The organism is Intestinibacter sp. (assembly GCF_022780145.1).
Classification (GTDB): Bacteria; Bacillota; Clostridia; order Peptostreptococcales; family Peptostreptococcaceae; genus Intestinibacter.
In genome coordinates this window covers 1-2,301 of sequence record NZ_JALEXO010000026.1, presented here as the reverse complement: position 1 = coordinate 2,301, position 2,301 = coordinate 1, and the positions used below count along the sequence as shown (strand labels likewise).

3 protein-coding genes and 1 pseudogene are annotated in these 2,301 nt (G+C 30.0%); 1 reads left to right on the top strand and 3 read right to left on the bottom strand.

Annotation, left to right across the window (positions count from 1 at the left end):
* Nucleotides 1-420 (top strand): annotated as a pseudogene (locus MR593_RS01030) (FtsX-like permease family protein); the annotation flags it as partial.
* Between the two features lie 153 nt (nt 421-573).
* Here the strand turns inward: MR593_RS01030 and MR593_RS01025 are convergent.
* From MR593_RS01025 to MR593_RS01015, 3 genes are all read right to left on the bottom strand, one after another.
* A complete protein-coding gene (locus MR593_RS01025) occupies nt 574-747 on the bottom strand; it encodes a (2Fe-2S)-binding protein (RefSeq protein WP_290686004.1) in 174 nt (57 codons plus the stop codon).
* 112 nt (nt 748-859) lie between these two features.
* On the bottom strand, nt 860-1,492 hold the full coding sequence (locus MR593_RS01020) for a manganese efflux pump MntP (protein WP_290686001.1): 633 nt from the start codon (nt 1,490-1,492) through the stop codon (nt 860-862).
* A 226-nt stretch (nt 1,493-1,718) separates the two neighbouring features.
* Nucleotides 1,719-2,301, bottom strand: a 583-nt coding sequence (locus MR593_RS01015) for a YaaA family protein (RefSeq protein WP_290685999.1), incomplete at its 5' end; no start/stop codon positions are given.

The following is a 2,301-nucleotide window of genomic DNA, read 5'->3' as shown; positions in this document are numbered from 1 at the left end:
TGTCGTGAAACTGAAAAGAATGATTTTATCGGAATGTACGGTGGGCTTTACTTCATAGGTGTATTTTTAGGAGTATTATTCATAATAGCCACTATACTAATTATGTACTATAAACAAATTTCTGAAGGATACGATGACAAGGGTAGATTCGAAATCATGCAAAAGGTCGGAATCAGCCACGAAGAAATCAAAAAATCTATACACTCTCAAGTGCTTACAGTTTTCTTCTTACCACTGATTGTAGCTGGTATCCATATAGCATTTGCATTCCCATTTATAACTAGACTTTTAGCTATATTGAACCTTACAAATGTGAAGCTATTTGCTATGGCAACTGTCGGAGGATTCTTGTTATTCTCAGTATTCTATGCCGTAGTTTATAGAATCACAGCTAGAAGCTACTATAAAATAGTCAGCTAATAATATGCTAAATTAATTTTGTTAACACTATTCAACTTAATATATATTTATTCCAAATAACTCTTCGATAATTTAATTTTATCTAGGAGTTATTTTTTTATAAAAAAACCTCACCAAATTTTAAAGCTTGATGAGGTTGATTTTTGATTAAAATTATTTTAATAATTCATCTAGTACTTCTTGTATATCATCTTCACATATGCCACAGATAGTACCTGCTTCTGTAGCCTCTTTAATATCGTCTAAAGTTTTAGCTCCTTCTTTTACTGCGTTTTTTATGTCTTCATAGCTTACATTCATGCACTCGCATATTATTCTGTCTTCCATTTTGTTCCTCCTGATGTCTATTTAATTTATTTATGTCTTTATATAGATTTACGAAAATAGTATACCCTTATATCATTCAAATTAAACATATTTTTTTAATTATATATATTTTTTACAACATATTGATAATACCTAAATGCTCAATTAATATTTTGCATCCTAATAATATAAGTATAATTCCACCTGTTATTTCGGCTTTTGATTTGTATTTTAGTCCAAATACATTTCCTATTTTTACACCTACTGCTGAAAAACTAAATGTCACAATTCCTATAAAGCATATTGCAGGTATGATATTTACATCTAAAAATGCAAATGTAACTCCCATAGCTAATGCATCTATACTTGTCGCTATTGCAAGTAAAAACATTGTTTTAACGCCTAAAATTTCTTTAATATTATCTTCTATACAGCTTTGAGTTATAGCTACACCATTATCAACTTCAATACTAGCTTGATTTTCCTCCTCATCATCTGATAAAGCCTCTTTTATCATATTTGCTCCAATCAAAGCAAGCAATCCAAACGCTATCCAATGGTCAATGCTCACTATATATATTCTAAAATTAACACCTAATAAATATCCTATTAAAGGCATTAACGCCTGAAAAAATCCAAACCATAAACCTACAATACCAGCTGATTTTAGATTTATTTTAGGTAGAGCAAGCCCCTTGCAAATTGATACAGCAAATGCATCCATAGACAGACCTACGGCCAAGATAAAAAGTTCTAATAATCCCATTTATTTCCTCCTTAAAAATAAAAAAGACTCACAGATAATAACATATCTAAAATACTCAAATTTTAAACATATCATTATCTATGAGTCTCGTTTTTTAATGTAATACCGGATTTTGCAATCATTATGTCGACATTACAACGGCTCCGCCGCAAACTACTCCCTCATAGGAGCTATTCAATTTTCAAAATCCAATCTAATTATAAAATAGCTCAAATTAAATTGTCAATTACTCTTTTATAAATACGTAATTATTTTTCTCAGATCTAACATCACTGTATTTATAACCCATGCTGTTAAATCTTTTCAATCCTTCTAAATCAGTAATATTATTTTCTGCCAAATATTTTACCATCTGACCTCTAGCCATTTTTACAATCGTTCCCTTTTCAACTACCTTATCATCCTTTAATTCTCCAAATGTGCATGTTATAAATTCAATTTTTTTATTATATGCGCCCTCTTTAGAATTTATTATACTATCTTCTTTCTTAGGCAAATATTTTTCTATGCATTTGCTATATTCTTTGGATGCTAAATTTATTATTAAATCAGTTTCAGAAAACAACTGCTCTGCTATTTGATCAGACCAATAATCGTATAAATTTTTATTCTGATGCTTTATTAGCTTTGCCTGCATTTCAAGTCGATATGGGACTACTCCATCAAGCGGTCTCAATATACCGTAAAATCCAGATAAAATTCTAATATGCTCTTGAAGATATTCAAGTGAATCCTCATCCAAAACCTTAACTCCCATATACTGATACTGAATACCTTCATATGAAAATATTGCTGGAGTTAATCGCTCC

Bases quoted from the DNA above. Each gene is read 5' to 3' on its own strand.
- MR593_RS01025 (WP_290686004.1), bottom strand. From the start codon at position 747: ATGGAAGACAGAATAATATGCGAGTGCATGAATGTAAGCTATGAAGAC.
- MR593_RS01020 (WP_290686001.1), bottom strand. From the start codon at position 1,492: ATGGGATTATTAGAACTTTTTATCTTGGCCGTAGGTCTGTCTATGGAT.